Here is a 21354-nt window from a genome sequence, read left to right on the forward strand (position 1 = left end):
GGCCCGCGCCGCCCGGGCCTGCTGGGCGTCGGCACCGACTGGTTCGTGCTCGCGTACTTCGTCGTGCAGATCGCGGTGATGGCCCCCTACGCCTCGACCACCGACCTGGTCCGTCAATCTTTCGTGCTGGCCATCGACACGCTGCTGCCGTATTGGGTCTTCAGCCGCGCCTTCAGCCGGCCCGAGGCACTGAGCAGCGCGATGCGGGCCTATGTGCTGGTGGCCCTGATCCTGTCGGTGCTGGCGGTGTTCGAGTCGGTGCGGCGCTGGCCGCTGTACGACGCGGTCTCGGTGCACTGGGGCATCGACTGGGACATGATCGTCTTCCTCGAGCGGGCCGGCCTGCTGCGCGCCAAGGCCTCGGCCGGCCACTCGCTGATGCTGGGCTGTGTGCTGCTGGTGGCCTGGGGCTGGTGGGGCGTGATCCGCACCGAGTTGAAGAGCAAGGCCTTCGTCTGGCTCGGCACGCTCGGCCTGATCGCGGGGCTGGGGGCTTCGCTGGCCCGTGGCTCGTGGCTCGGCGCGGCGTTCTTGACCATCGTGATGCTGGCGCTGGGGCGCGCTCCGGTCAAACACCTGCTCATGCTGGCCATCGGCGGGGTGTTCTTCCTCGGCATTGCCGCGGTGGTGCCGGGCATGGGCTTCGTGATTGACATGCTGCCGTTCGTCGGCAATGTGGACAGCGAAAACGTCGAATACCGCCAGCGCCTGCTGGAAATTTCGCTCGGCCTGATCCGCCAGAGCCCATGGCTGGGCGTACCGGGCTACCTGAATTACATGGAAGAGCTGCGCCAGGGCCAGGGCATCATCGACATCGTCAATTCGTACCTGGCGGTGGCGCTGACCACCGGCGTCGTCGGCCTGTTCTGCTTCGTCGGCATGCTGGCGTCGATGATGCTCGGGCTGTGGGGCGTCAGGCGCAACAAGGATGCGCCGCCCGAGGGCCGCCACATGGCCACTTGCCTGATCGCGACGACGCTGGGGGTGATGTTCACGCTGGTCACGACCAGCAGCATCGTCGTCGTGCTGCAGCTGACCTACATGCTGGCCGGCCTGGGCGTGTCCTGTGCACGCTTGTACCGGCCCGAACGGCAGTCGCTGAACCCGGCCCTTGGGCCGATGGCCGTCCGTCAGCAACAATAGAGGGTTCGCGCTGCACTAGCCCCGCGGCCGGCACGCCAGCGCCGGCGGCCGGGCGCAACCACCCTCTGATGGCCACCGTTTTCACCCCCCTAATTCGCTCGCAGTCCACTGCCTCACGCCATGACGCCGCCTGACGCCGCTATGGCGATGGCCGCCGGCGTGGTCGTGATCGGCCGCAACGAGGGCGAACGGCTGATGGCCTGCCTGCAGGCCCTGCGCGCGCAGCCGCGGCCGGTGATCTACGTCGATTCCGGCTCGTCCGACGGCAGCCTGGAGCGCGCCCGCCCACTTTGCGATGCGGTGTTGCCGCTGGACCCGGCGAAGCCGTTTTCCGCCGCCCGTGCCCGCAACGAAGGCACAGCGCTGCTGCGCCAGCGCCACCCGGGCCTGCGCCAGGTGCAGTTCATCGACGGCGATTGCCTGATGCAGTCCGGCTGGCTCGACGCCGCCGAGGCGGCGCTGGACGCCGACCCGAAGCTGGCGGTCGTGATCGGCCACCTGCAGGAGATGAAGCCCGAAGCTTCGGTCTACAACCGCTTGTGCGCGCTCGAATGGCAATCGCCGGCCGGGCTGATCGAGAACTTCGGTGCGCTCGGCGGCATCATGATGGTCAAGCTCGCGGTGTTCGAATCGCTCGGCGGCTTCCGCCCCGAAGTGATCGCCGGCGAAGACTCCGAATTCGGCGTGCGCGTCGGCGAGGCCGGGCTGCAGGTGCGCAAGCTCGACGTGGCCATGGCCCGACACGATGCCGACATCCACCGCTTCTCACAATGGTGGACGCGCTCGGTGCGCGCCGGCCACGCCATCGGCCAGCGCGCCTTCCTGCATGGCGACGGCCCGTTGCGCGACTGCGCGCGCGAGCGCCGCAGCACCTGGGTCTGGGGGCTGGGGCTGCCGCTGTTCGTGCTGCTGACCGCCTGGCCCACCTACGGCCTGAGCCTGCTGCTGCTGGGTGGCTACGTGCTGCTGGGCTGGCGCATCTTTCGCTTTCGCCGCGGGCGGGGCGACAGCGCCGCCGACGCCTGGCTCTACACCCGCTTCAACCTGCTGGCCAAACTGGCCAACGGGCGCGGGCTGCTGCGCTTTCAATGGAACCGCCTGAGGGGGCGCTTCCGCATCATCGAATACAAGTAAATCGCGAAAAGAAAAACTGTCATGACCACCCAACGAATGCGCGTCGGCCTGCTCGGCGCCGGCTACATCCTGCAAGCCCATGCCAAGGCCTTGCAGGCCCTGCCTGAGGTCGAGATCACCGCGGTGTGCGACGTCTCGCGCGGCCGCGCCGAAGCGGCGGCTGCCAGCTTCGGCATTCCCGGTGTGTTCACCTCGCTCGACGAGATGCTGAAGTCCGGCATCGACGCGGTCCACGTGCTGGTGCCGCCGCAGCTGCACATCGACGTGACAAGGCAGATTCTCGAAGCCGGCGTGCACGCCTTTGTCGAAAAGCCGATGGGGCTGGACGCGGCCGCCTGCGCGTCACTGGCCGACCTGGCCGCGGCCAAGGGCGTCAAGCTCGGCGTCAACCACAACTTCCTGTTCCTGTCGTCGTACGAGCGCCTGCGCACGCAGGTCAAAGACGGCACGATCGGCCGGCTCGACCACGTGGCGTTGCGCTGGCTGTACCCGCTCGGGTTGATCCAGTTCGGTCCGTACAACAACTGGATGCTGCGCGCCGAGGCCAACCTGTTCTACGAGCTGGGGCCGCATCTGGTGGCCTTCCTGCTCGACCTCGTCGGCCCGCTGGATGAACTGCAAGCCCGCGCCTCGTTGCCGATCGATCTGCCCGGCGCGCAGCGTGTGTTCCGCCACTGGAGCCTGACGGGCAGCAAGGGTGGCACGGGCGTCAGCCTCGAGTTGTCGGTGCAGCCGGGCCAGGCCGACCGCAGCGTGCGGGTGCGCGGCTACGCCGCCAGCGCCGAACTCGATTTCGACCGCGACCTGTTGCAGGTGCAGGAGGCTCGCACCAACAGCGCCCTGTTCGACGGCCTGGGTCAGGGCCGCCGCAGCAGCGCGTCGTTGCGCGCGCAGGCCTGGGGCAACTTCCAGCGCCAATTCCTCTCGACGCTGAAGAAGGGCCCGCAGGCCAACGTCTTCCTCGACAGCATCTCGCGCAGCGTGGCTGCGTTCTACGCCGGCGTGCGCACCGGCGCCCTGGACGAGCGGCTCGATGGCCGCTTCGGCGCCGAGGTCATCCGCACCTGCGAGCGCATCGCCGCCAGCGCCGGCGTGACGCTGACGCCGCGTGAAAAGCCCGCCGTGGCTGCCGCGCCAGCGAAGCCGTCCACCGTGCTGGTCATCGGCGGCACCGGCTTCATCGGCAAGCGCCTGGTGCGCGCGCTGCTGGCCAAGGGCCATGGCGTGCGCGTGCTGTCGCGCAGCAAGGCCAGCGCGCTGTACGAGCTGGAAGGGCTGCCGATCGAGGTCGCGGAAGGCGCGCTCGACGATGCCGCGGCGGTCGGCCGTGCATTGCAGGGCATCGAGGTCGTCTACCACCTGGCCAAGGCCGTGGGCCAGCGCTGGCAGGACTATGTCKACAACGACCAGAAGCCGACGCGCGTGCTGGCCGAAGCCGCACTGGCTGCTGGCGTCAAGCGCTTCATCTACACCGGCACGATCGATTCGTACGACGCGGCGAGCCCGTCGACGGTGATCAACGGCAGCACGCCGCTGGACCCGGCGATCGCATCGCGCAACCTGTATGCGCGCTCGAAGGCAGCCTGCGAGGCGCTGCTGCTCGAGATGCACCGCAGCAAGGGCCTGCCGCTGGTGATCTTCCGCCCTGCGGTGGTGATCGGCGAGGGCTGCCCTCCCGCGCACTGGGGCGTCGGCATGTTCCACAGCGACACGCGGGTGCAGTACTGGGGCGACGGCCAGAACAAGCTGCCGCTGGTGCTGGTCGATGATGTCGCCGATGCGTTGGTGCTCGGCCTCGACAAGCCCGGCATCGAGGGCCAGTCGTTCCTGCTGACGGACGACCCGCTGCTGAGTGCGCGTGAGTATGTCGACGCGGTGTCGACGCTGACGCAGACCAAGCTGCGCGCCACGCCAACGCCGATCTGGAAATTCTTCGTGCTCGACGTGGCGAAGGAGCTGGTCAAAAACGCGATCCGCCACCCGAACCGCAAGACCCCGAGCCACCACGACTGGGCCTGCCGCCAGCTGGCCGCGCGTTTCGACAACAGCCACAGCCGCCAGGCGCTGGGTTGGCAGCCGGTGGGCACGCGCGAAGGGCTGATCGAGCGCGGCGTTGCCGCGTCGGTGCGGCACTACCTGCGCTGAGCGGCGGAGTCATCGGCATGCGTGTGGCCTACCTGGTCAACCAGTACCCGAAGGTGAGCCACACCTTCATCCGACGCGAGATCGCGGCGCTGGAGCGACAAGGCGCCAACGTGCTGCGCTTCGCGGTGCGCGGCTGGGACGCCGAGGTCGTCGACCCGGAAGACCAGGCCGAGCGGAGTCGCACGCACTACCTGCTGCAGCGCGGTGTCGCCGGGCTGCTCGGTGCGTCGCTGGCGCAGTTGCTGGCCGCACCGGGCCGATTCTTCGCCGCGCTGGCGCTGGCGCTGCGCATGTCGCGCCGGGCCGACCGGCCGTGGCCGTTCCACCTGATCTACCTGGCCGAAGCCTGCGCGCTGGTGCGTGAGCTTCAGCGCCAGGGTGGTGCCGAGCAGTTGCACGCGCATTTCGGCACCAACTCGGCCGAGGTCGTGATGCTGGCGCATGCGCTGGGCGGCCCGCCGTTCAGCTTCACGGTCCACGGCCCCGAAGAGTTCGACAAGCCGCAGTTCCTGGGCCTGCCCGAAAAAATGAAGCGCGCCAACTGCGTGGTCGCGATCAGCGCCTACGGCCGCAGCCAGCTGTGGCGTTGGGCGGCGCTGGCTGATTGGCCCAAGGTGCGTGTCGTGCACTGCGGGCTCGAAGCGGCGTTCTTTGGCGACGCGGCGGTGCCGCCGAGCGCCGCACCGCGGCTGCTGTGCGTGGGTCGCCTGTGTGAACAGAAAGGCCAGTTGCTGCTGGTCGACGCAGCGGCGCAACTGGCGGCCGAAGGGCTGAAATTCGAGCTGGTGCTGGCCGGCGACGGCGAGATGCGGCCCGAGGTCGAAGCGGCGATCAAACGCCATGGCATCGGCGATCGCGTGCGCATCACCGGCTGGATCTCGAGCGCGCAGGTGCGTGAAGAACTGATCGCTGCACGGGCGCTGGTGCTGCCGAGTTTTGCCGAAGGGCTGCCGGTCGTGATCATGGAGGCGATGGCGGTGGGCCGGCCGGTGCTCAGCACCTATGTCGCCGGCATTCCCGAGCTGGTGCGCGACGGCGTCGAAGGCTGGCTGTTCGAGGCCGGCTCGCCCGAGGCCGCCGCGCGTGCGATGCGTGCCTGCCTGGCGGCTGCGCCCGAAGCGCTGGGTGCGATGGGTGAGGCGGGCCGAGCCCGCGTGCTGGCGCGCCACCAGGTCGACACCGAAGCGGGTCGCTTGCTCGGCGCCTGGCGTGAAGCGCAGGCCGCCGTGGGAGCCGCATCATGATCGTGGCCAGCCTGGTCGGTGTGCTGCTGGGCCTGATGGTGCTGGTGTTGGCCGTGCCGGTGTTGGTGTTCACGCTTGAGATCGCTGCCGCCTGTTTGCCCGCGAGACGCGGTGTCGGTGCGACCCCGCGGCCGGCGCTGGCCGTGCTGGTGCCGGCCCACAACGAGGCCTTGGGCATTGCCGCCACCTTGCGCACGCTGCGCTCACAGCTGCGCCCTGGTGACCGCGTTCTGGTGGTGGCCGACAACTGCAGCGACGACACCGCTGAGCGCGCCCGCGCTGAAGGCGCCGAGGTGATCGAACGTCAGCACGCGACCGAGCGTGGCAAGGGTTTCGCGCTGTCGTTTGGTGTCGAGCACCTGCGGCAGGCGCCGCCGCCGCTGGTGGTGATCGTCGACGCCGACTGCCAGCTGGAGCCGGGCGCGTTGGACGCCTTGGCCGCCGCCTGCGAGCGCAGCGGCGCGCCGATCCAGGCCAAGTACCTGATGACGCACGAAGGCCCGGTGGGCTTGAACGGCCGCGTCGCCGAGTTCGCCTGGCGGGTCAAGAACTGGGTCCGTCCACGGGGTGCCGCGCGCCTGGGCTGGCCGTGCCAGTTGACCGGCAGCGGCATGGCCTTTCCGTGGCGGCTGATCGAATCGGCCCCGCTGGCCAACAGCAGCATCGTCGAAGACATGCAACTCGGCCTGGTGCTGGCGCAGGCTGGTGATGCACCGCAGTTCTGCGAAGCAGCCGGTGTGCGCAGCACCTTCCCGACCAGCGCGGCGGCGATCGCCAGCCAGCGAACGCGCTGGGAACACGGCCACCTCGGCATGCTGGTCGACCATGCGTGGCCGATGCTGCAGCAGGGGTTGCGGCGCGCCGACTGGCGTTTGCTGGGCTTGGCGCTCGACCTGTCGGTGCCGCCGCTGGCGCTGCTGGTGATGCTGATGGCAGCGCTGTGGTTACTGGCGGTCGTGATGGGCTGGTTCGGCGTGGGGGTTGGCCCGGCGTGGGGCGCGAGTGGCCTGCTGGCTGTCCTCGCGGCCGCGGTGATGGCCGCCTGGGCCGGCTGGGGCCGCGCGGTCCTCGCGCCGTGGGATCTGATCCGCGCGCCCTGGTACGCGCTGTCCAAGCTGGCGATCTACCTGCGCTTCTGGTCGCGCCGCCAGAAGGACTGGGTCCGCACCGACCGCGAGTAGCGGCATGCCCGAATTTTTCTGCCCATGAGCCGCCTGCCTCCTCCTGCTGTCGCCATGACTGCGCCGACCTTCCAGATTTCGCCGCGCCCCTGGTCGCGCGTGCCGCTGCTCAACGTCTGGGCCGACGACCTGACCCAGGCGCAGCTGCTCGACCGGCTCGATGCCGAGGGTGGGCTGGTCTACACGATCAACCCTGATCACCTGTACCACCTGCAGTACAACGCCGCGTTCACAGCGGCCTACCGCAACGCTGACTTCATCACCGTCGACAGCACCTACGTGTTCAGTGCACTGAGCTGGCAAGGGCACGGCCTGCAGGAAAAGATCACCGGCTCGGACCTGGTGCCCGCCTATTGCCGCCGCCATGCCGCGAACCCCGACGTGCGCATCTTCCTGCTGGGTGCGATGCCGGGCGTGGCCGAGCGAGCGCGCCAGCGCTTGAATGCGGCGGCCGGCCGCGAGCTGGTCGTCGGTGCTCACGGCCCCTCGATGCGTTTCGTCGATGACGAGGCTGAGATCGCCAGCGTGCTGGCCATGATTCGCGACAGCCAGGCCACCACGCTGATGGTCGGCCTGGGGGCACCAAAGCAGGAGATCTGGCTCGCGCGCTACCGCCAACAGATGCCGCAGGTGAAGGTGCTGATGGGCATCGGCGCGACGATCGACTACGAAGCCGGCGAGGTCAAGCGCGCGCCCCTGTGGATGCGCCGCCTCGGCATCGAATGGACCTACCGGGTGCTCAGCGAGCCGCGCCGCTACGGCATGCGCTATCTGCGCAACGCCCGCTTCCTCTGGTGGATGGCGCAAGCCCGCGCCGGCCAGTACAAAGACCCCTTCCCGCAGGCCGCTCCGGCGCCGCGCCCTGGAGACCATTCATGAGCAACGCACCCATCGCCCGCAAAGGCATCATCCTGGCCGGCGGCTCCGGTACCCGGCTGCATCCGGCCACGCTGTCGATCAGCAAGCAGCTGATCCCGGTCTACGACAAGCCGATGGTTTACTACCCGCTGTCGGCGCTGCTGCTGGCGGGCGTGCGCGACATCCTGCTGATCAGCACGCCGCAGGACACGCCGCGTTTCGAGCAGCTGCTGGGCGACGGCCAGCGCTGGGGCGTGTCGATTCGCTATGCGGTGCAACCCAGCCCCGATGGCCTGGCCCAGGCCTTCCTGATTGGCGAAGAGTTCCTGGCCGGCTCGCCCAGCGCGCTGGTGCTGGGTGACAACATCTTCTACGGCCATGACCTCGGCCGCCGGCTGCAGGCCGCGGCTTCACGGCCAACCGGTGCGACGGTGTTCGCCTACCCGGTGACCGACCCCGAGCGTTACGGCGTGGTCGAGTTCGACGCCGCCGGCCGTGCCGTCAGCCTGGAAGAGAAACCCGCCGCGCCGAAAAGCCGCTACGCGGTGACGGGCCTGTACTTCTACGACGAGCAGGTGGTGGACCACGCCAAGGCGTTGACGCCCAGCCCGCGCGGCGAGCTGGAGATCACCGACCTGAACCGCCGCTATCTCGACGCTGGCCAGCTCGACGTGCAGATCTTCGGCCGTGGCGACGCGTGGCTCGACACGGGTACGCACGACAGCCTGCTCGAAGCGGGCGCATTCGTGCAGACGCTTGAAAAGCGGCAGGGCCTGAAGGTCTGCTGCCCGGAAGAGATCTGCTGGCGCCAGGGCTGGATCAACGACGAACAACTCGCCGGGTTGGCGGCGCCGTTGGCCAAGAGCGGCTACGGCCGCTACCTGCAGCAGGTGCTGCGCGACCGGGTGTTCTGAGGAGCACCGAACGCTGAGCGCCGGGGCGCATCAGCTCATCATCGGGCTGGACTTCAGCGCGGTCACCATCGGCGGCAGCAAGGCCACTTGCTTGACCAGCTCGACCATGCTGTTGCAGTTCGTCTTCTCTTTGAGGTTGTGCACGTGGCTGCGCACGGTAGCGACCGCCACGCCCATGCGTTCGGCAATCTGAGTCGGCCGCAGGCCTTCGCACAGGGCGGTCAGCACTTCTTCTTCGCGCTGCGACAGGCCACGCTCGCGGGCAAAGGCGCCGACCGATAGTTTTTCGACCAGCTGCGCGCGCTGCAGGGTCAGCAGCACCGCGTTGCCGCTGGCGGTGTTCGACAAGGGCAGGGGCAGCGGCACGATCGACAGGCCGACCCGCGCCGGCGCGGTGCCCAGGTTCAGCATGCAGCGAACCCCGCGGTGGCGGGCGGCATCGAGCGCGTCGGCCAACGGCTGTTGCTCCAGCCCGTCGCGCGCCCGCAGGCGGCGGCTGCGCAATTCGAGCGGATGGTTCGAGCCCAGCTCGCGCAAGGCGGCATGGTTGGCGTGGACCACCAGGGCGTTCGCCGACAACAGCATCAAGCCATAGTCGACTTCGTCCAGGATGCTGGCCATGAGGCGTACCAGTCCGGCGTTTTCGCCGCCACGACGCTCCGGCCCCCGGTAAGCGAGTTCGGATTCAAGGGCGGCCAACTCGATGTTCATGGTGGTGGTCTTGCGGGAGGCGGGTGACATGCGGATTCCTGGCCACCTGATCTTCGGCCTGTGGTGCCCGGACTGGAGAGGGACACGCGAACCAAAGCGTGAACAAGTGGTTACCGGCCCGGCTGACGTGGCCTGCATGGGACAATCCCGCCCCATGAGGATCGAGAAAACCGCCATCGACGGCGTGCTGGTGTTCGAGCCGAAGCTGTTCGGCGACGAACGTGGCTTTTTCATGGAAAGCTTCAACCAGCGCCTGTTCGACGACGCCGTCGGCGCACCGGTGGCTTTCGTGCAGGACAACCATTCCCGCTCGGCCCGTGGCGTGCTGCGTGGTCTGCACTTCCAGCGCGCGCCGCATGCCCAGGGCAAGCTGGTGCGCGTGGCGGCCGGTGCGGTGTTCGACGTCGCGGTCGATATCCGCCCCGGCAGCGCCACCTACGGCCGCTGGGTGGGGGTCGAGCTGAGTGCCGACAACCATCGCCAGCTGTGGATCCCGCCGGGCTTGGCGCATGGTTTTCTGGTGCTGAGCGACTCGGCTGACTTCCTCTACAAGACCACCGACTACTACGCCCCGCAGGCCGAAGGCTCGCTGCGCTGGGACGACCCGGACCTGGGCATCGCCTGGCCGGATGCTGGTGTTGCACCGGTGCTGTCACCCAAGGACGCGGTCGCCCCGGGCCTGCGCGAGCTCACCGTCTGACCCACCCACCCGCACCATGAAAATCACCGTCATCGGCACCGGCTATGTGGGCCTGGTCACCGGCGCCTGCCTGTCCGAAATGGGCAACCACGTCGTCTGCCTCGATGTGGACGCACGCAAGATCGAGATCCTGAACAGCGGCGGCATCCCGATCCACGAGCCGGGCTTGCAAGAGATCGTGCACCGCAACGCTGCCGCCGGCCGGCTGGAGTTCACGACCGATGTCCCACGCGCCGTGGGGCACGGCACGCTGCAGTTCATCGCGGTCGGCACGCCGCCCRACGAAGACGGCTCGGCCGACCTGCAGTACGTGACCGCCGCCGCCCGCAACATCGGCCGCCTGATGACCGACCACAAGGTCATCGTCGACAAGAGCACGGTGCCGGTCGGCACGGCGGACAAGGTGCGCACCGCGGTGGCCGACGAGCTGGCCAAGCGCGGCGTCAACCTCGCGTTCTCGGTCGCGTCGAACCCCGAATTCCTGAAGGAAGGTGCGGCGGTCGAAGACTTCATGCGGCCCGACCGCATCATCATCGGCACCGACGACGAGCGCGCCACGCTGCTGCTGCGGGCGCTGTACGCGCCGTTCGTGCGCAACCACGACCGGCTGCTGGTGATGGACATCAAGAGCGCCGAGTTCTCGAAGTACGCCGCCAACGCGATGCTGGCCACGCGCATCAGCTTCATGAACGAGCTGTCGCGGCTGGCCGAAGCGGTCGGCGCTGACATCGAGCAGGTGCGCGTCGGCATCGGCTCCGACCCGCGCATCGGCACCCACTTCCTCTATGCCGGTGCCGGCTACGGCGGCAGCTGCTTTCCCAAGGATGTGAAGGCCCTGGCCCGCAGCGCGGCCGATGCCGGGCTGCCGAGCAAGATGATGGCCGCGGTCGAAGCGGTCAACGAAGAGCAGAAGCAGGTGCTGGTCAACAAGATCGTGGCCGAATACGGCGAAGACCTGCGCGGCAAGACCTTGGCGTTGTGGGGCCTGGCCTTCAAGCCCAACACCGACGACATGCGCGAAGCGCCCAGCCGCGTCATCGTGGCCGAGCTGATCCGCCGTGGGGCYGTGATCCAGGCCTATGACCCGGTGGCCGCGGATGAGGCCAGGCGCGTGCTGAGCTTGGACCTGGGCGATGAGGCGCTGGCCCAACAGTTGCGCTTTGTTTCTTCTGCGCCGCAGGCGCTGGCCGGCGCCGATGCGCTCGTCATCGTGACCGAATGGAAAGAATTCCGCACGCCTGATTTCGACGCGCTGGCGTCGACACTGGCCGATCGCCGCATCTTCGACGGCCGCAATCTCTACGACCCCGCCCTGGTACGCAGCTTCGGCCTCGACTACCGCTCGATCGGGCGCCACTGACCGCCCGTCGTCACGGCCCGGTCTGGCGTGACGGAATGCCCATATAACACGGCCCGATCCTTGCCTACTAGGGGGCCGGGGGGCCAGGGGTTCTTTGCCACAATAGCCCGCACTTGCACTGCGGCGGCGTTCGCCGCGGTGCCTATTCCGATTTGCCAAAGAGGTTGTCCATGTCCCGATCCATTTCCGTGTTGCCGGTGATCATGGCCGGCGGCAGCGGCACGCGGCTGTGGCCGCTGTCGCGCGCGGGTTATCCCAAGCAGTTCCTGGTGCTGACCGGGGAAACCAGCCTGTTCCAGCAAGCTGCCGAACGTGTGGCCCAACTGGCCAGCGACGACATCACCGTCGAATCACCCGTGGTCGTGGGCAACGCCGAGCACCGCTTCATGGTGCTGGAGCAGCTGCGCGAGCTGGGCATGGACAGCACCGCCGTGGTGCTGGAGCCTTCCGGCCGCAACACCGCGCCGGCCCTGACGCTGGCCGCCTTGCAGGCCCAAGAAGGCGGCGCCGACCCGGTGCTCGTCGTCACCCCGGCCGACCAGACCGTCGCCGACAGCGCTGCCTTCAACCATGCGCTGCAGAACGCAGTGCGCGGCGCGGCCGATGGCTCGATCGTGATCCTGGGCATCACGCCCGACAAGCCCGAGACCGGCTACGGCTACATCCGTGTGGCACCGGGCGCGATGGGCAATGAACTGGCGACCGTCGCCCAGTTCGTCGAGAAGCCGAATCTGCCGACCGCCGAGCGCTACCTGGCCGAAGGCGGCTACTACTGGAACAGCGGCATGTTCGTGCTGAAGGCCTCGGTCTGGCTGAAGGCGCTGCAGACCTTCCGCCCCGACATCCTCGAAGCCACCCAGGCCTCGTGGGAAGCCAAGCGCGCCGACGCCAAGTTCGTGCGCCCGGGCAAGAAGGAATTCGAGCAGGTGCCGGCTGAGTCGGTCGACTACGCCGTGATGGAGCGCTGCCCCGGCAGCGCCTTCGATATCCGCATGGTCCCGCTGGCCGCCGGCTGGAACGACCTCGGCGCCTGGGACGCGGTGTGGCAGGTCTCCAGCAAGGACGGCGCCGGCAACGCATCCGTCGGCGACGTGATGATGGAAGACACCCGCAACACGCTGGTGCACGCCTCGGGCCGACTGGTCAGCACGGTGGGTGTCGACAACCTGGTCGTGATCGAGACCGCCGACGCGGTGCTGGTGGCCGATGCCAGCCGCAGCCAGGACGTCAAGAAGATCGTCAACAAGCTGGCGTCCAAGGGCCGCGGCGAAGGCCTGCTGCACCGCAAAGTGCACCGCCCCTGGGGTTGGTACGACTCGATCGATGCCGGCCCGCGCTTCCAGGTCAAGCGCATCATGGTGCGCCCGGGCGCGAGCTTGAGCCTGCAGATGCACCACCACCGCGCCGAGCACTGGATCGTCGTCACCGGCACCGCCGAAGTGACCTGCGGTGAACGCAAGATCCTGCTGTCGGAAAACCAGAGTACCTACATCCCGCTGGGCGARRYSCACCGCCTSGCCAACCCGGGCAAGGTCGACCTCGAGATCATCGAGGTGCAGTCCGGCWSSTACCTSGGCGARGACGACATCGTYCGCTWCGAGGACACCTACGGCCGTACGGCCTGACCTGTGGCCCCTGCGTCACCTTCGGCGACGGCCCCGGCCTCGAAACCGGGGCCCCGTCGCCCGGTGACGGCCCGGCGGCAACTGAGTGCCCTGCACGGAAACCGCTGCGCTTGAGTCGATGTTTGAAGAACGAACTGCCCGCAAACAATTCCTGAGCGCGCCGCCGAGCGTGCCGTCGGCCATCGCCGCGGTGCTCGAGCCGGTGCTGGCAGCAGTCAGCCTGGCGGTTTTCCACGGCATCTTCGGCGAGCCCTTCGGCGGCGCCGCCATGGCGCTCGCGATCCTGCTGCTGGTGCTGATGTTCCCGGGGCTGAACCGCTTCGGCAAGACCGGCATCGGCGTCGGTATCGACATTTGCCTGTCGTGGATCGGCGTGCTCGCGGTGTTGCTGATGGTGGGCTATGCCACCGGCGGCCTGCGCGCCTTCGAGCCGCGGCTGCTGCTGGGCTGGGCGATCGCCACGCCGCTGGTCCACTGGCTGTGCGTGGTGCTGGGCACGGCCTACATGCGCCACCGCGCGGCGCTGCCCGAGTTCCGCCGGCCGGCGGTGATCGTCGGCGCGCACCGCATGGGCCAGCGCGTGGCAGAGATGCTGCAGGCGCGCAAAGGCTACGGCCACGACCTGCTCGGCTTCTTCGACGACCGCTCGGCGGAACGGCTGGAACTGCCGGGTGCTGACCCGTTGCTCGGCGGGCTGAACGAGCTGCCCGAGTTCATCGAGCAGCATGGCGTGAAGGACGTCTTCATCACCTTGCCGCTGACCTCGCAGCCGCGCATCCTGCAGCTGATGGAAACGCTGCAGAACTCGACCGCCTCGGTGCACTTCGTGCCCGATGTGTTCGGCGTCAGCATCATCCAGGGCCGGCTCGAGGACATGGGCGGCGTGCCGGTCGTCGGCCTGCACGTGACGCCATTCACCGGCATCAACGGGCTGTTGAAGCGCGCCAGCGACATCGTGCTGGCGGTGCTGATCCTGATCCTGATCTCGCCGGTGCTGGCCGCGGTGGCGATCGGCGTCAAGCTCAGCTCACCGGGGCCGGTGATCTTCCGCCAGCGCCGCACCGGGCTGGACGGCGAAATCATCGAGGTCTTCAAGTTCCGCTCGATGGTCACGCAGGACAATGGCCCGGTCGTCCAGCAGGCCACGCGCAACGACCCGCGCATCACGCCGTTCGGGGCCTTCATCCGCAAGACCTCGCTCGACGAGTTGCCGCAGTTCGTCAACGTGCTGCAAGGCGAGATGAGCATCGTTGGCCCGCGCCCGCATGCGGTGGCCCACAACGAGCAGTACCGCAAGATCGTCAAGGCCTACATGGCCCGCCACAAGGTCAAGCCCGGCATCACCGGCTGGGCCCAGGTCAACGGCCTGCGCGGCGAGACCGACACGGTGGACAAGATGGCGCGGCGTGTCGAGTACGATCTCGAATACCTGCGCAACTGGTCGCTCGGGCTCGATCTGCTGATCATCGCCCGCACCGCCAAGCTGATGTTCTTCGACCGCAAGGCGTATTGACGCCCGGCCTTCAGCAGCCCACGCTCCTGATCGCGCCGGCTCTCGGCGCCGACGCAAACGACAACGACACGACGAGGCGCACATGACAGGCACTCCTTCTTTCGGCCCCCGCTTCGCCATGCACCTGCTGGCGGCCGCGGCCGTCTGGACCTTGGCCGGTGCCGCGTTGGCGCAGGCCGATGCCCCGCCGCCGGTCTCGCCGCCGCCACCGCTCAGCCCGCCCCCGACCGGGCCGGCCCAGCTGTTCAGCTTCGGGCTGTCGCAGACGCTGACCCACGAGTCCAACCTGTTTCGCGACAGCAGCAACGAACAGGAAGACTGGAACTCGATCACGGGGCTGAATTTCGCGCTCGACCAACCCATCGGGCGTCAGCGCCTGCACGGCGATGCGTCGCTGCAGATGAACCGTTACCGCGACCACGACGAGTTGAACAACACCGGCCACCAGCTGGGCCTGCAGCTCGATTGGGAAACCGTCTACAACCTGTCCGGCGCGCTGGGCGTGCAATCGGCGCGCCACCAGTACCGCTACGGGCTGAACAGCACGACGCCGTCCGACGGCCGCAACATCGAGAGCACGCAGTCCGCCTTCGCGCAGGGCAAGCTGGGTGGCATGGGTGAGTGGGCGCTGCAAGGCGGTTTCAATACGCTGCACCGTGAGTACTCGGCCGAGGACTTCGCCAAACTCAACGACCTGTCGCAGTGGGGCACCGAAGGCGGTATCGGCTACCGGCCCAGCCCCGATCTCGGCTTCACCGCACTGGGCCGCTACACCCGCATCTCTCGGCCCAACTCCGACCTCGGTTTCGGTGACGACGTCGGCCGCAAGGAGCTGGAACTGGGCGTGATCTGGCAGGCCACCGGCGCCAGCCGCCTCGACGCCCGCGTGACCCGCGCCGAGGAAAAGCACAGCGTGATGGCCGACCGCAGTTTCTGGACCGGCGGCATCGGCTGGGACTGGGCGCCCAGCGCCAAGCTGCGTTTCCGCACCCAGTTGCTGCGTGACACCGAAGGCGGCAGCGGCAACGTGATGAGCCCCGAAGCCACGATGCCGGCGGCCCCGGCAGGCGACCAGCTGCGCGACGCGTTCCTGTGGTCCGCGCAATGGTCCGCCTCGGCCAAGATCAACGTGATCGGCACGGCGCAATGRTCGCGCCGGCGCTTCAACGAGCAGTTCAACGCGGACGGTTCGCGCATCGAAGACCGCACCACCGCGTTCACGGTCGGCGTGCGCTACAGCCCGGCACGTTCGCTAGACTTGGGCTGCGACGTCGCGACTGAAAAGCGCGAGACCAACACCGAGACCGTCACCGAACTGGCGGTGACGCGCCCCTACGATTCGATGACCGCCGGCTGCTCGCTGCAGTTCTGGTTCCGCTGAGAGCATCGAGGCAGTACGCGCGATGATCCACCCCACCACCGTCATCAGCGGCAACGTCCAGATAGACCCGACGGCCGAGATCGGCCCTTGGTGCGTGCTGGAAGGCGACATCACCGTTGGCCCGCGCACGCGGCTGATGAACGGCGTGTCGCTGCAGGGGCGGGTCACGATCGGAGCCGACAACGTGTTCGGCGCTCATGCCGTGATCGGCGGGGCCCCGCACGACCAGCAGCACAAGCAGGAAGACAACACCGAGGTCGTGATCGGCGACCGCAACCAGGTCTTTGAATTCGTCACGATCCACCGCGGGACACGACGCCGGGATGGTCGCACGGTGCTGGGCAACGACAACTTCGTGATGGCCTACGTGCATCTGGCGCACGACGTCGTGCTGGGCAACCACACGCGCATCACCAGCTACTCCGGCATCGCAGGCCTGTGCATGATCGACGACCACGCGGTGATCGCCGGCATGGTCGGCATGCAGCAGTACGTGCGCGTCGGCGCCTACTCGTTCATCTCCGGCATGTCGGCGATGACGCAGGACGTGTTGCCGTACTCGATCGCCTACGGCTCCGAGGGGCCGACGCATCTGCGCGGCGCCAACCTGATCGGCCTGAAGCGGCACGGCTTTTCGCGCGAGGACATCGACATCGCGCGCCAGGTGCTGGCCAAGCTGCAAGGCACCGAGCGGCCGTTTGCGCAGGTGCTTGCGGAGATCGAAACCGAGTTCGACCCGGCCCACCCGATGGTGCGCCGCATACTCGATTTCGCCCACGCGCCGTCGCAGCACGGCGTGTTGCGCTGAACCGGCCAACGGTGGTCGGGCCCATGGCCGACAGCTTCAGTTTCCGCCCCTACCGCGACGCTGACGAAGCCGCGTGGAACGCGCTCGTCGCGGCCAGCCCGAACGGCACCTTTCTGTTCGACAGGCGCTTCATGGGCTACCACGCCGACCGTTTCGACGATGCGTCGTTGCTGGTCGAGCGGCGCGGCAAGCTGGTTGCGGTATTGCCCGCGCATCGGCAAGGCGAGCGCGTCGCCAGCCACGGTGGCCTGAGCTACGGCGGCCTGGTGCTGGCCGACACGCTGGGCGCGCAAGCCACTTGGGACTTGATGCAAGCGCTGCAAGCGTACTGGCGCGAGCAGGGTGTGCGCGAGCTGCTGTACAAGACCATGCCGTCGATCTACCACCGGCTGCCGTGTGAAGACGATCGCTATGCGCTGCTGCGCTGCGGCGCGCAACTGGTGCGGCGTGATGCGCTCTCGGTCATCGGCCCGACGCTGGCCCACTGGCCACCCAAGCGCCGCCGCGCGATCACGCAGGCCACCCGTCACCGCGAAGAGCTGGCCTTGTCTGCCCTTGAAGGCGCGTCGCCCGAAGCGAGCGACGACTGGGCGGTGTTCTGGCAGTTGCTGGACCACGAGTTGCAGGCGCGCCATGGCAGCCGGCCGGTGCACACACTCGATGAAATCCGTCTGCTGGCGGGCCGCTTCCCCACGCAGATCAGCCTGCGGCTCGCGCGCTGGTCTGGCCGTATCGTGGCCGGTCTGGTGTTGTTTGACACGTCCAACGTCTGCCATCTGCAGTACATGGCCGCTGACGAACAGGGCCGCCGTTGCGCGGCGCTCGACCTGTTGCTTGAGCAGGCCATCGCCGGCGCGCAAACGCAAGCCAAGTGGTTCGATTTCGGCCACTCGAACGAAGACGAGGGCCGGGTGCTGAACACCGGCCTGTCCTTCTACAAGGAAAGCTTCGGCGCCAGCACGGTCGTACACGACCACTACCTCTTGCCCTGCTAGCTGCAGACTGCAAACGCGAAAGGACTCCCGCCTTGGCCCACGTCGACGATTGCCGCCCTGTCGAGCTGCGCACGGTCTATGACCACCGTGGCTCCATTTCCTTCGTCGAATCCGGCGTCGACTTCGAGTTTCCGATCAAGCGCGCGTATTGGACCTATGACGTGCCCTCGCGCGCGTCGCGTGCGGGCCATGCGCACTTGAACCTGCGCCAGCTGTACGTTGCGATTTCGGGTTCGTTCCAGGTTCACATGGACGACGGCGTGAACCAACGCGTTGTCACGTTGAGCCACCCGAGCGAAGGCCTGCTGATGGTGCCGGGCATCTGGCGTGAGCTGCACGGCTTCTCGTCCAATGCCTGCCTGCTGGTGCTGGCCTCCGAGTTGTTCGATGAGGCGGACTACATCCGTGAGCATGTGGACTTCATGAAGTGGGTGCAGTCGACGAAGGCGTAAGTTTTTGATGCACTGACTGCGCAGGTTGGAGCGCAGGGCGGCGGCGGTGTCCCCGGTCTCCGGCCCGCTCGCGGGCCACTGCTTGAGGTGTTCGGCGGGCTGCCCATCAACACCGTCGTGCCTGGGATGCGTGGGGGCAACCGCGAATAAAGGCCGGCGCCCGGGGACACCACCGCCACCCTGAGGAACCGGTGGTGGCAGGGCACGGCGTGACATGCCACGCGGGTGGTGGGGCAGGGGATTCGGGGTGCGTTTGGAGGCCTTCATTCGCGGTCGCCCCAACCGACGTCCCGTGAACACGCCGCCGATCGAGAGACCGCGGCCAGCGCACCCCGGCTCCCCGCGAGCGAGGCCGGAAAACGTGCCCCGAGTCGCCTGCCCAGCTCAACGTTGGCAAGCGACCCGCTGTTTAGCTTCCCACCAGCGCTGCAAATCGCGCCAAGTCGATATTGCCACCCGACAGCACGATGCCGACCCGCTTGCCGCGCACATCAAGCTGGCCGTTGAACACCGCCGCTGCACCCAGGCAGCCTGTCGGCTCGACGATCAGCTTCATCCGCGCCGCGAAGAATTTCATCGTCTCGACCAACTGATCGTCGGTCGCGGTGACCACTCGCGCGCCCAACTGCTGCAGCACCGGAAAAGTGTGCTGCCCGAGCGAGCGACTCTGCGCCGCATCGGCGATCGTCTTCGGCGTCTCGATCCTCACGATGCGGCCCTGCGCCAGGCTTTGCTGGCCGTCGTTGCCGGCCTCGGGCTCGACGCCGACGATTTCGCAGCGCGGTGAGAGGTGGCGCGCCGCGGTCGCGGTGCCGGACAACAAGCCGCCGCCGCCCAGAGGAGTGACGATGATGTCGAGCTCACCGACCTCCTCGAACAACTCCTTGGCGGCAGTGCCTTGGCCAGCCATCACATGCGGGTGGTCGAACGGCGGGATGAAGGTCATGCCGCGTTCGGCGACGATGCGCTCGATGATCAGCGCCGGGTCTTCGGCGTAGCGGTCGTAGCGGATCACCTCGCCGCCGTAGCCCTCGGTCGCCGCGATCTTCATCGCCGGTGCGTCCTTGGGCATCACGACGACCGCGTGCACGCCCAGCAACTGCGCGGCACGGGCGATGGCCTGGCCGTGGTTGCCGGACGAGAAGGTCACCACGCCGCCAGCGCGCTGGGCCGGCGTGAACTGGGCGACCGCGTTGTAGGCGCCGCGGATCTTGAAGGCACCGATGTGCTGCAAGGTCTCGCATTTGAAGAACAGCGTCGCGCCGGTGCGTGCGTCGGCGGTGGTCGAGCGCATCACCGGTGTGCGGTGGGCAACGCCGGCCAGGCGCTCGTGGGCCCGGGCGACGTCGTCGTAGGAAATGGCCAGTGAAGTCATGGCCGACAAGGTATCACCGAGGGTCGCGCTTGAAACTGTGTGGCTGCGCGGGTTGACACAGTGCGTGCGTGGAGGGCCCGTGTTGTGGCTTCACCCGCTGGGCGCTGGCACCTAGGCTTGCAGCACCTCTTCAAACCCCACGCCATGACCGAACTGCTGCCCTTGATGACCTATGCGTTCGTGATGTCGAGCACCCCCGGCCCGAACAACCTGATGCTGACCGCGTCGGGCGCCAACTTCGGCTACCGCCGCTCGCTGCCGCACATCCTGGGCATCGCCGCCGGCCACGGGCCGCAAATTTTCGTCACCTGCCTGGGCCTGGGCTCGCTGTTCCAGGCCTTTCCGGTGTTGCACCAGGTGTTGCGTGTCGTGGGCGCCATCTACCTCGTCTACCTGGCCTGGCGGCTGGCCGGCTCGGCGATCGGGCAAAAGGACATGCAGCAGCCCTTGAGCCTCTGGCAGGCGGCGACCTTTCAGCTCATCAATCCGAAAAGCTGGGTCAAGTCCATCACCGTGGCCACCGTGTTCATGCCACCGGACATGGCAGTGCTGCCGGCGTCGGCCCTGGTCAGCGTGATCGCGATCGCCATCGGCGTGCCGTGCATCTCGATGTGGGCGCTTTTCGGCGTCGCGATCCGCCGCCTGCTGACCGACCCGCGCCGCCAGCGCGCCTTCAATGCCATCATGGCGGCCTCGCTGGTGGTGTTGGCGATTGCCCTGTTGTTCTGATACTTCACGATGACCCCGCTCGACCGTTCTTCCGCCGTGCCGCTGGCCGACCAGATCGAGTCGCGACTGGCCGCGTTGATCGCGTCGGGCCAGATGCCGGTGGGCGCCAAGCTGACATCGATCCGTGCGCTGGCGTCKCAGCTGTCGGTCAGCCCGAACACCGTGGTCACCGCCTACGACCGGCTGGTCGCTCGCGGCGTGGTCGAGACCCGCGGCACCGCCGGCTTCTTCGTCGCCGAATCGACAACGCCCGAAGCCTTGCCGAGCCAGCTCGAGGCCGGCGAGGCGCATGACGCCGTCTGGCTGGCGCAGCAGGCGCATGACCAGCGCGCCAGCCTGTTGCCGGCCAGCAGTGGCGCACTGCCGGTGAGCTGGCTGGAARACGCGATCCCCGCTGCCGTCGTGCAGCGCGGGCTGGCGCGCAGTGTCGGCGGCATGGCGGCGCGTTGCCCGCCGCAAGGCATGCCCGAATTGCGTGAGCGCATTGCCATGCTGATGCGCAGCCAGGGCATTGCGGTGGATGCGAGCCGCGTGCTCAGCTGCTATGGCGGCACCCACGCGATCGATTTGATCTGCCGAGCGTTCCTGAAGCCTGGTGACGTGGTGCTGGTCGAAACGCCGGGCTACCACCTGCTGTTCGACCGGTTGCGCGAAGCCGGCGTGAAGATGGTCGGCATTCCGCGCCGGCACGACGGCATCGACCTCGACCAGCTCGAGGCCGCGTGCATCGAACATCGGCCGCGCCTGTTGTTCATCCAGAGCGTGCTGCACAACCCAACCGGCTGGGGCAGCAGCGCCGCCAACCTGCACCGCGTGCTGATGCTGGCCGATCGCCACAACCTGCTGCTGGCCGAAGACGACGTGCATGGGCACTTTCACGCCGGCAGCGTGACTCGGTTGGCGCAGTTGGCTGAGCTGCGTGGCGTCGTCTACTACTCCAGCTTCTGCAAGGCGCTCAGCCCGGCGCTGCGGGTGGGCTACATGGCCGCCGAGCCCACGCTGCTGAAAGCGTTGCTGCGGGCCAAGATCCAGTCGGTGCTGACGACCGCGACGCTGAACGAGAACGTGCTGCTGGAGTTGTTGGCC

The 21354-nt window shown here is 68.0% G+C and carries 19 protein-coding genes; 17 read left to right on the plus strand and 2 right to left on the minus strand.

The annotated features are described in order from the left end of the window. From AC1DYI_RS07930 to rfbA, 7 genes are all read left to right on the plus strand, one after another. Positions 1-1143 (plus strand): O-antigen ligase family protein (locus AC1DYI_RS07930; protein ID WP_477203547.1); only part of this gene is annotated, 1143 nt, incomplete at its 5' end. Between the two features lie 120 nt (positions 1144-1263). Further along, positions 1264-2277, plus strand: a complete 1014-nt coding sequence (locus AC1DYI_RS07935) for a glycosyltransferase family 2 protein (protein ID WP_477203548.1) — start codon at positions 1264-1266, stop codon at positions 2275-2277. A gap of 21 nt (positions 2278-2298) precedes the next feature. Then, positions 2299-4422 (plus strand): NAD-dependent epimerase/dehydratase family protein, encoded by a 2124-nt coding sequence (locus AC1DYI_RS07940; protein ID WP_477203549.1) that lies wholly within the window; start codon positions 2299-2301, stop codon positions 4420-4422. Between the two features lie 17 nt (positions 4423-4439). After that, positions 4440-5666 (plus strand): glycosyltransferase, encoded by a 1227-nt coding sequence (locus tag AC1DYI_RS07945; protein ID WP_477203550.1) that lies wholly within the window; start codon positions 4440-4442, stop codon positions 5664-5666. Beyond that, positions 5663-6847: a glycosyltransferase family 2 protein gene (locus tag AC1DYI_RS07950; RefSeq protein WP_477203551.1), complete on the plus strand. Its 1185-nt coding sequence runs from the start codon at positions 5663-5665 to the stop codon at positions 6845-6847. Before AC1DYI_RS07945 ends, AC1DYI_RS07950 begins: the two co-directional genes overlap by 4 nt. Before the next feature lie 54 nt (positions 6848-6901). Then, a complete protein-coding gene (locus AC1DYI_RS07955; protein WP_477203552.1) occupies positions 6902-7726 on the plus strand; it encodes a WecB/TagA/CpsF family glycosyltransferase in 825 nt (274 codons plus the stop codon). Then, positions 7723-8619, plus strand: coding sequence for a glucose-1-phosphate thymidylyltransferase RfbA (gene rfbA, locus AC1DYI_RS07960; protein WP_477203553.1), 897 nt, complete (start codon positions 7723-7725; stop codon positions 8617-8619). Before AC1DYI_RS07955 ends, rfbA begins: the two co-directional genes overlap by 4 nt. A gap of 30 nt (positions 8620-8649) precedes the next feature. Here the strand turns inward: rfbA and AC1DYI_RS07965 are convergent, their stop codons facing one another. Further along, entirely contained in the window at positions 8650-9360 is a 711-nt protein-coding gene (locus AC1DYI_RS07965) for a helix-turn-helix transcriptional regulator (RefSeq protein WP_477203554.1), read from the minus strand. Positions 9361-9484: 124 nt separating this feature from the next. On the opposite strand from AC1DYI_RS07965, the gene rfbC reads away from it, so the two are divergent. The 8 genes from rfbC (at position 9485) to AC1DYI_RS08005 (ending at position 18164) form a co-directional block, all read left to right on the plus strand. Then, positions 9485-10030, plus strand: a complete 546-nt coding sequence (gene rfbC / locus AC1DYI_RS07970; protein ID WP_477203555.1) for a dTDP-4-dehydrorhamnose 3,5-epimerase — start codon at positions 9485-9487, stop codon at positions 10028-10030. A 16-nt stretch (positions 10031-10046) separates the two neighbouring features. Then, positions 10047-11390 carry a UDP-glucose dehydrogenase family protein gene (locus tag AC1DYI_RS07975; protein ID WP_477203556.1) on the plus strand — a complete coding sequence of 448 codons (1344 nt, stop codon included), beginning with the start codon at positions 10047-10049 and terminating at the stop codon, positions 11388-11390. 170 nt (positions 11391-11560) lie between these two features. Continuing rightward, positions 11561-13015, plus strand: a complete 1455-nt coding sequence (locus tag AC1DYI_RS07980) for a mannose-1-phosphate guanylyltransferase/mannose-6-phosphate isomerase (protein ID WP_477203557.1) — start codon at positions 11561-11563, stop codon at positions 13013-13015. A gap of 118 nt (positions 13016-13133) precedes the next feature. Then, positions 13134-14528 (plus strand): undecaprenyl-phosphate glucose phosphotransferase, encoded by a 1395-nt coding sequence (locus AC1DYI_RS07985; protein ID WP_477203558.1) that lies wholly within the window; start codon positions 13134-13136, stop codon positions 14526-14528. An 82-nt stretch (positions 14529-14610) separates the two neighbouring features. Further along, a complete protein-coding gene (locus AC1DYI_RS07990; RefSeq protein WP_477203559.1) occupies positions 14611-15909 on the plus strand; it encodes a porin family protein in 1299 nt (432 codons plus the stop codon). A gap of 22 nt (positions 15910-15931) precedes the next feature. After that, positions 15932-16717, plus strand: coding sequence for an acyl-ACP--UDP-N-acetylglucosamine O-acyltransferase (gene lpxA, locus AC1DYI_RS07995; protein ID WP_477203560.1), 786 nt, complete (start codon positions 15932-15934; stop codon positions 16715-16717). A 23-nt stretch (positions 16718-16740) separates the two neighbouring features. Next, on the plus strand, positions 16741-17712 hold the full coding sequence (locus AC1DYI_RS08000; RefSeq protein ID WP_477203561.1) for a GNAT family N-acetyltransferase: 972 nt from the start codon (positions 16741-16743) through the stop codon (positions 17710-17712). A 32-nt stretch (positions 17713-17744) separates the two neighbouring features. Next, positions 17745-18164, plus strand: a complete 420-nt coding sequence (locus tag AC1DYI_RS08005; protein ID WP_477203562.1) for a sugar 3,4-ketoisomerase — start codon at positions 17745-17747, stop codon at positions 18162-18164. Positions 18165-18573: 409 nt separating this feature from the next. On the opposite strand, the gene AC1DYI_RS08010 is transcribed toward AC1DYI_RS08005, so the two are convergent. After that, on the minus strand, positions 18574-19539 hold the full coding sequence (locus AC1DYI_RS08010) for a threo-3-hydroxy-L-aspartate ammonia-lyase (RefSeq protein ID WP_477203563.1): 966 nt from the start codon (positions 19537-19539) through the stop codon (positions 18574-18576). A gap of 144 nt (positions 19540-19683) precedes the next feature. On the opposite strand from AC1DYI_RS08010, the gene AC1DYI_RS08015 reads away from it, so the two are divergent. Then, the gene (locus tag AC1DYI_RS08015) at positions 19684-20268 is read left to right on the plus strand and encodes a LysE family translocator (RefSeq protein ID WP_477203564.1); all 585 of its coding nucleotides are present in this window, start codon (positions 19684-19686) and stop codon (positions 20266-20268) included. A 9-nt stretch (positions 20269-20277) separates the two neighbouring features. Continuing rightward, the coding region (locus tag AC1DYI_RS08020) for an aminotransferase-like domain-containing protein (protein WP_477203565.1) at positions 20278-21354 on the plus strand (1077 nt) is incomplete at its 3' end.

Source organism: Ideonella sp. P3_A4 (genome assembly GCF_056403075.1).